This is a genomic window from Chthoniobacter flavus Ellin428, assembly GCF_000173075.1.
GTDB classification, from domain to species: Bacteria; Verrucomicrobiota; Verrucomicrobiia; order Chthoniobacterales; family Chthoniobacteraceae; genus Chthoniobacter; species Chthoniobacter flavus.
In genome coordinates, this window is sequence record NZ_ABVL01000008.1 from 281,628 (window position 1) to 289,882 (window position 8,255).

An 8,255-nucleotide genomic window follows, 5' to 3' on the forward strand; every position below is an offset into this window, starting at 1 on the left:
TCGGCGAACGTCCAATGCTTGCCCGCGGGTGGTCCACTCGATGCGGCATTCATGTCGATGTGGGTAGCATGTTTAACGAGAGATGCCAGCCCGCGCCCCGCCCAAATGTGCGTTGGCGATAGGCGTTCGTGCGTTTTTGTCATGGGTTCGCACTTTGAGCGGACGCATCCTCGGGGTTGTCTGTCCGTCACCCAAAATGGCGTCGTACGTCCCTTTGCGCATTCCTTCCATCCGTTCCATGCTCCCCTTTCCCACCATGAATCGTCTCCTCTCCCTCCTCGGCGTCTTTTTTGTCTTTCTGTTCACGGCTCAGGCCGAGCCGTTGCATGTCTTCATTCGCGGCGGGGTGAAGACCCACGGGCCAAACGCCCACGAACACGAGCGGTTCCTCCACGATTGGACGAAGCTCCTCACCGAGCGCGGGATGGAAGTGGATGGCGCCATGCAATTCCCCACTGCCGAGCAGCTCGAGAAAGCCGACGTGATGGTGATGTACGCACAGGATGCGGGCAATATCACCCCGGAGCAGCGCCCGATCCTCGAGACTTTCATCCAGCGCGGCGGCGGACTGGTCATCATTCACACCGCCTCGGTGGCCACCAAGCCGGAGACCTCGGCGTATTGGAAATCGATCATCGGCGGCTCCTGGGTGCAGGGGAAGACGAAGTGGAAGGAAGGGCCGATGAATCTTTATTACGTCGAGAATGAGCGCATCGGCGGCGGACATCCGATCACCAAGGGCGCGGCGAACTTCCGTCTCGATGACGAGATTTACTATGACATGGACATCTCGCCCGACGTGCGCGTGCTGGCCACGGCTTATACGCCGAAGGTGAAGGACGGGAAGAAAGAGGCGCCCGGCGGCAAGGCCAATGTCTATGACATCCAGCCGCAGATGTGGGTCTACGAGCGCACCGCGGAAGGCGGCACGAAGCCGTATCGCGCGTTCGTCAGCATCCCCGGGCATCTCTATTCCACCTTCGAGCTCCCGCAGTATCGCGCGATCCTCATGCGCGGCATCTCGTGGGCGGCGCATCACGAGAATCTCGATGAGTATTGCAAGCCGGAGGAACTCGCTTCGCTCACCTATCCGCCCGGCGGTCCGTCGCATCCCGCGCAGGAACGCGCGCAGCTCGAGGTGCATCCCGATTTCAACATGACCCTCGTGGCCAGCGAGCCGCTGATCAACAAGCCCATCTGCCTCAACTGGGATCCGGCCGGCCGGCTGTGGATCGCCGAGTCGCCCGAGTATCCGAATGGCAAGCGCGGCATGCGCCCCGACTATCGCAATCAGGAATGGAAAGATCACGGCGGCCTCGATCCCGACCCGGGCAAGCAGGTGCGCGAGGGGCACGACAAAATCAGCATCCTCACCTCGAGCAAGGGCGACGGCGTGATGGACAAGAAAGAAGTCTTCTACGAAGGCCTCGATCTCGTCACCAGCTTCGTCTTTTACCAGGATGGTGTCATCGTCACCCAGGCGCCGGATATCCTTTTCATTCACGATCCGGGTCCCGACGGCAAAGCGCGCAAGGTCGAGAAGCTCTACACCGGCCTCGGCATCCACGACACGCACGCGGTCATCAACAACGCGCGTTGGGGTTGGGACGGCTGGATCTACTGCACGCACGGCTACAGCTCCTCGGAGCACGTGACCAATGGCGACGGCTCGAAAGACTTCGGCGTGATCGGCAGCGGCGTGGTGCGCTTTAAGCCCGATGGCTCGAAGATCGAGCAATACTCCTCGAAGGGTGGCAACACCTGGGGCCTGCAAATCACCGCCGACAACCGCGTGATGTGGACGCAGCCGACCAGCGGCCAGCTGCTCATGCAAACGATCCTGCCGGAAAACATTTTGGCGCGCGGCAAGATCGGCAACACCAACAGCTACAACGTCGTCATCAACTCGGACAAAGTGTATCCCGCGATGTCCTGGGACCAGCTTCCCTATGTGCAGATCGACTGGGTCGGTTCCTTCACCGCGGCGGCGGGTTGCGCGATCTACGATGGCGGCGCCTGGCCTACGCTGTGGAATGGCAGTTACTTCTGCACCGAGCCGACGGTCAATATCGTGCACCAGCGCTTCCTCGATCCGAAGGGCAGCAGCTACACGTGGCACAAGCAGCCCCGACCGCGAGGAAACGGAATTCGTGCGCAGCAAGGACATGTGGTTCCGTCCGATCGAAGCGCGCATCGGCCCGGATGGTGCGCTCTACGTTCTCGACTTCTACAACCAGGCGGTGATTCACAACGACACGCGCGGCCCCGATCACAATGAGGTCAACGCCGCGGTGCGTCCCGATCGCGATCACTATTTCGGCCGCATCTGGCGCATCGATCACAAGGAGGCGAAGACTCTCGCGGTGCCGGATTTGTCGAAGGCGAGCGTCGCGGAATTGGCCAAGGCGCTGGATCAGCCGAATCGCACCTTGCGCATGACCGCCAGCCGCCTGCTGGTGGACAAACGCGCCACCGCTGCCGATCTCGCCGAACAACTCAAGTCGCCGAACAGCGAAACGCGCATCGCGGCCATGTGGACCGCCGAGCGTCTCGGCGCATTGGGTGATGCAGTGGAGAAAGCGCTGGTCGATCAGGACGCGGCGATCCGCCGCAATGGGGCCAATATCATCGAGGCCAGAGGACAGGCGTATTCGAACGGAGGCGCCTTCGAATTGAATCTTTTTGGCCGGATTCACATCAATGACTGGCCGGTGCGTGGGGAACATGCGGACGACATCTTCTCGGCGTTGCTGACCGATCCGGATGGTCAGGTTCGGATCGCGGCGCTCCGGGCGCTCGCTTCGGACGATTTCAACGATTTCGGCGCCCAGGCGGTCGTCAAAGCGTGGCCGAAGCTCGACGATGACTTCCAACGCAGTGGAGCGGTCGCGGCCGCTTCGCGCAATCCGGCCGTCGCCATCACCGCGGCGCTCGACAGCGCGGATCCCGCGTCGCTGAAGCCGCTGGTCAATGCGCTGACGCAGAACATCGATGCCGCTTCCGCGGGCAAACTGGTGGTCGCCCTGGTGAACAAACCGGCCGGCGTCGACGCGCTCAAGCGCGAGATCCTGGAAGGCCTTTTCAAGCACGTCAAAGAGGCGCCCGCAATGACGCCGGAACTTTCCGCCGCGCTGGGCAAATTGATCGGCGGCGAACTGAGCGGTGCGGTGCTGCCGCTGGCCGCCAAGTGGGACAAGGAAGGCGCGCTCAAATCGCAGATCACGGAACTTTCGAACAAGCTGTTTGCCACGTTGAAGGACAGCAAGGGCGCGGAAGACGCGCGCATCTCCGCGGCGCGCAGCCTCGGCGGTTTGCGCGAGACGAATCCGGAAATCGTCCCGGCGATCATCGATCAACTCGGTGGCGACGCGAGTGCCAAGGTCCAGGGCGCGCTCATCGGCGTGCTCGCGGAGACCGATGACGCGAAGGTCGGCTCCGGCCTCTCCGCGGTCTATTCCAAGCTGCCCCAGGCGACGCAGGTCGCGGCCTTCGACACGCTGCTCAAGCGCGCCGATTGGACGAATGCCCTGCTCGACGCGCTGAAGGCCAAGCAGATCGATTTCGCCGCGTTCGGCCCGGCCAACGCCTACCGCCTGCGCGCTCATCCAAACAAGGACGTCGCCAAGCGCGCGACCAAATTGTTCGATGAATTGAATCCGCTGGCCAAGGCGAAGAAGGACACCATCGCCAAGCTGCTTCCCACCGTGGAAGGGAAGGGCAATGCCGAACACGGCAAGCAGCTCTTCACCACCACCTGCACCGTGTGCCACAATTTCCACGGCGTGGGCGCGGACATCGGGCCCGGCCTCACCCGGCATGGGCGCGCACGGTGCGAGCGAGTTGCTCGTGGCCATCGTCGATCCGAATGCCGAAGTCGATCCGAGCTTCGTCCAGTGGAACATCGAGACGAAAGACGGCCAGGCCTATGCCGGCGTGATCTCCTCGGAAAACCCCACGACGATCACGATGAAGAGCCTCGCCGGTGTGCAGCAGATCAAGACGGCGGACATCAAGTCGCGCACCAACACCGGCCGCTCGCTCATGCCCGAGGGCTTCGAAGGCATCGGCGCCGACGCGCTGCGCGACATCATCACCTATCTGCAGAGCGTCGATGGCTCGCGCTTCCGCACGCTCGATTTGCACGATGCGTTCACCACTTCGACGAGCAGCGGCATGTATCAAACGCAGACCTCGAAGAACGACACCTTCAAGTTCACCAAGAGCGGCACGGTGAGCGTGGGAGGCGTGCCCTTCAACGTGGTCACGCCGGAAAAAGCCGAGGGCGCTTCGAACATCATCGTGCTCAAGGGCGGCCCGGATAATTCCTACTCCAAGACGATGCCCAAGAAGGTCGACATCAAGGTCGGTGGCTTCAAGGCGAACCGGTTGAACTTCCTCGGCGGCGTGACCGGCTGGGGATTCAACGGCAACAACGACGACAAGAGCGATGCGCTCACCGTCACGGTGGTCAGCTCGCAGGGGCAGAAGGAAACGCTGGTCTGCAAGAATGGCACCGAGTTTGCCGATTACATCCGCCGCATCGATGTGCCCGGCTCGAAGTTCGCCGAGGGCGTGGTGAAGAATCACCAGATGCGCTGGTTCACCAAGCAGCTCAATGAGCCGATGGACATCGACCACATCACGCTGCAGAGCCCGGACAATCATTCCGCGCCGACGATCGTCGCCATCACCGCCGAGATGGCGGATGTGAATACGCCGGCGCCGGCTGCCGCTGCGGCTTCGACGACGCCTACGCCCACGTTCGCGCTGACCAAGGCGGGCGCCGGCACGCTGATCCTCACCGCGGCGAATGCCTCCGCTTCCAGCGCACCGGTGGCGGCGCCGAATGAAGACGCGAATTTCAAACCGCAATTCACCGACCCGGTGCCGCAACCGCCGGCCACGCGTCCGGCGAATGGCCCGCGGGTGTTGCTCGTGGGCGGCGGCTCGTCGCACGACTTCGTAAAATTCTTCGGCGGCACCGACAAGGCGACGCTCGCGCCGCATGTCGGCTGGGTTGATTTCACCCAGAATGCCAATGGTGTCCCGGCGATTCTCGATCGCGTGGACGTGCTCGTCTGGAGCGCGAACCAGCCGATCAGTTCCGCCACGCGCAAGGCGCTCATCGATTACGCGAACAGCGGCAAGGGCATCGTCGCCCTGCACCCCGGCACGTGGTATGCGTGGAAAAATTTCCCTGAGTGGAATGCGCAGATCATCGGCGGGGGCACGCACGGTCACGACAAGCTCGGGCCGTACACGGTGAAGATCACGAACCCGGATTCGCCCATCACCAAGGGGGTGACGCCGACGTTTGAGATCACCGACGAGCTCTACAATTACAATCCGGATCCCAAGGCCACGCCGATCGAAGTCCTGGCCACGGCTTCCAGCCCGCTCACCGGCAAGACCTTCCCGCAAGTCTTCATCGTGAAGCATCCGAAATCGCGTGTCGTGGGCATCACCCTCGGCCACGACGCCCGGGCGCACGACCTGCCGGAGTTCCAGACACTGCTGAAAAACGCAGTGGAATGGGCGGGTGGGAAGTAAGGGGATTTTAAACGCAGAGGCCCAGCGCGGCGGAGCCGCAACCAAAAGGGGAGCCACGAACCTTCGAAAAGACAGGGAAGGGAAAGTGACCCGCGAATCACCCGAATGACGCGAATGATCTGCCCTCATTCGTGTTATTTGCGTGATTCGCGGGCCCAAAATTCTACGCGTCGTGCGGACATTTTTATGGTTAGCACTGCAGAGATTTCCGGAGGGGGGCGATGTCCCATACTCCGCGTCTCTGCGACGCTTTCGGTGAACGCCTGGAAGTGGATGCGCGAAGCGCTCCCAAAAAAGCCGGTGGCGGCGAGCCACCGGCTATTATGGAGTGTTACTGTTGATACGCGCCGAAGGGCGTATCTTACTTCGCGAGCGCGGGCGCAGGCGCGACCGCAGCGCGATTCACGGCGCTGAGCACGGCTTTGATCGAGGCCAGTTCGATGTTCGTGTCTTCGCCGGCGCCCCACCTGGTTTTGCCATCGGGCAGGCGGATCTGGATGTAGGCGATCGCTTTGGCTTCGGTGCCGGAGCTCAAGGCGTGTTGCTTGAAATCCGCGACTTCGAAACGCGCCGCGCCGCTCTGGTGCAACGCGTGCACGAAGGCCGCGATCGGGCCGTTGCCTTCGCCGATCAATTTCACCTGTTCGCCAGCGCGACGCGCGGAGGCGCGGCAGGAGAAAGTGCCATCCACGCCATCGGCATGGAAATGGATGAGCTCCCACGGCTCCACGCGGTCGATGTATTCGCGCCAGAACATGCCTTTCAATTCCGCGGCGCTGACTTCGCGGCCCAGGTGGTCGACTTCGTCGTTGGCCAGCGGACCGAATTCGCGCTGCAAATCCTTCGGCAGTTCGATGCCGAATTCGCTCTCCAGCAAATAGGCGACGCCGCCCTTCCCGCTCTGCGAATTGACGCGGATGACTTCGCGATACTCGCGCCCGATGTCGCTCGGGTCGATGGTCAGGTAGGGCACATCCCAATGCTCGCGCCCGGTGCGCTCCCATTCGGAGAGGCCTTTCTTGATCGCGTCCTGATGCGAGCCGGAAAAAGCGGTGAAGACCAATTCGCCGGCATACGGCTGGCGCGGCGGCACGGTCATGCCGGTGCAGCGCTCGTAGATTTCGATCATCGCGTTCATGTCCCGGAAATCCAATTTCGGGTCGATGCCGTGCATGTAGAAATTCAGCGCCACGTTGACGATGTCGAGATTGCCCGTGCGCTCGCCGTTGCCGAAGAGCGTGCCCTCCACGCGCTGCGCGCCGGCCAGCAGGCCCAACTCCGTGGCGGCGACACCGGTGCCGCGGTCATTGTGCGTGTGCAGGCTCAGGATGATGGCGTCGCGATTCTTGATGTTGCGGCTCACCCATTCGATCTGGTCGGCGTAGACGTTCGGCATCGCGACCTCGACGGTGTCGGGCAGGTTCAGGATCATCGGCCGCTCGGGCGTGGGCTGCCACACGTCCATCACGGCTTCGCTGATCTCTTTCGCGAACTCGACCTCCGTGGCGGAGAAGCTCTCGGGTGAATATTGTAATCGCACATCGGTGCCGGCCAGGCGCGGGAGGCGCTCCTGGATCCAGCGGGCGCCTTGCACGGCGATCTGCTTGATCTCGTCCTTCGTCTTGCCGAAGACCACGCGGCGCTGCGCGGGCGACGTCGAGTTGTAGAGGTGAATGATGACCTTCTTCGCGCCGAGCAACGATTGCACGGTGCGCTCGATCAAGTCCTCGCGCGCTTGCACGAGCACCTGGATGGTGACGTCATCGGGAATGCGGCCTTCTTCGATGAGGCGACGGTTGAAGGCGAACTCGGTATTCGAGGCCGACGGGAAGCCGACTTCGATTTCCTTGAAGCCGCACTTCACCAGCGCGTCGAACAACTCGAGTTTTTGCGAGACGTTCATCGGCACGGCCAGGGCCTGGTTGCCGTCGCGGAGATCGACGCTGCACCAGATGGGTGCGGCGGTCAGGGTGCGGTTGGGCCATTGGCGATCGGGGATCGCGATGGGCGGGAAAGGTCGATACTTGCTGCTTGGTGGAAAAATCATCTGACTGTCTGTCTAAAGGTTTGGCGGGCGAAGGAATGGAATTTTACAGACCAGTCGCCGCTTTCGCCCGAAAGCAGCACCAGCCGACGTTTAAGCGAGGAACGCTCCGCGATCCGCGCGCAAGAAAGCGCACGCGGTGATAGCGCGGAGCAAGGTAAGTCGGCTGGTCAGCAGATGACGCATTGGGAGCGCTAAAATAGCGGAGACGGGGGATTTGGCAACTGTGATGTGGGCACTGGTCGATCGCTTGGCGCGGAACGTGGTGTTTTCGAGGGGGAGATTTTAAACGCAGAGACCCAGCGCGGCGAAGCCGCAACCAAAGAATTTTTAAACGCAGAGGCCGCAGAGGCGCAGAGAAGAAGTGTCGAGGGGCAGGTGGAGTAAAACCGCGAATGAACGCGAATAGGGCGGCAAACGCAGTTTTCTATTCGCGTTTATTCGTGTCCATTCGCGGTTAAAAAATTTCCGCAAGCTGCGGACACTTTTCGGGTTAGCACTGCAGAGGCGCAAAGATCGCAGAGCAGGAAAGCAACGATGCGGAATATCCTATCGGTCCTATTATTCCTATACGTCCTATTTCTCCATAGGAGGCATAGGACCGATAGGACGAATAGGATGCTCCTGTGGGGGCGCTTTGCGGCTGTGACCTCTGCGATCT

Annotated in this window: 2 protein-coding genes and 3 pseudogenes; 4 read left to right on the top strand and 1 reads right to left on the bottom strand. The window is 61.8% G+C overall.

Features of this window, described 5'->3' with window-relative positions; translation table 11 throughout:
- Positions 1-256: 256 nt before the first annotated feature.
- The 4 genes and pseudogenes from CFE428DRAFT_RS15470 to CFE428DRAFT_RS41135 all read left to right on the top strand — a co-directional run.
- Positions 257-2,110 (top strand): annotated as a pseudogene (locus CFE428DRAFT_RS15470) (PVC-type heme-binding CxxCH protein); the annotation flags it as partial.
- Positions 2,034-2,288: pseudogene (locus tag CFE428DRAFT_RS41125) on the top strand (DUF7133 domain-containing protein); the annotation flags it as partial. The pseudogenes CFE428DRAFT_RS15470 and CFE428DRAFT_RS41125, both read left to right, overlap by 77 nt.
- Before the next feature lie 1,528 nt (positions 2,289-3,816).
- Positions 3,817-4,047 (top strand): annotated as a pseudogene (locus tag CFE428DRAFT_RS41130) (hypothetical protein); the annotation flags it as partial.
- A 126-nt stretch (positions 4,048-4,173) separates the two neighbouring features.
- Positions 4,174-5,550, top strand: a complete 1,377-nt coding sequence (locus tag CFE428DRAFT_RS41135; protein WP_420196886.1) for a ThuA domain-containing protein — start codon at positions 4,174-4,176, stop codon at positions 5,548-5,550.
- Positions 5,551-5,911: 361 nt separating this feature from the next.
- On the opposite strand, the gene leuA is transcribed toward CFE428DRAFT_RS41135, so the two are convergent.
- Complete coding sequence (gene leuA / locus CFE428DRAFT_RS15485; protein ID WP_006980524.1) at positions 5,912-7,597, bottom strand: 2-isopropylmalate synthase; 1,686 nt, start codon at positions 7,595-7,597, stop codon at positions 5,912-5,914.
- Positions 7,598-8,255 lie beyond the last annotated feature (658 nt).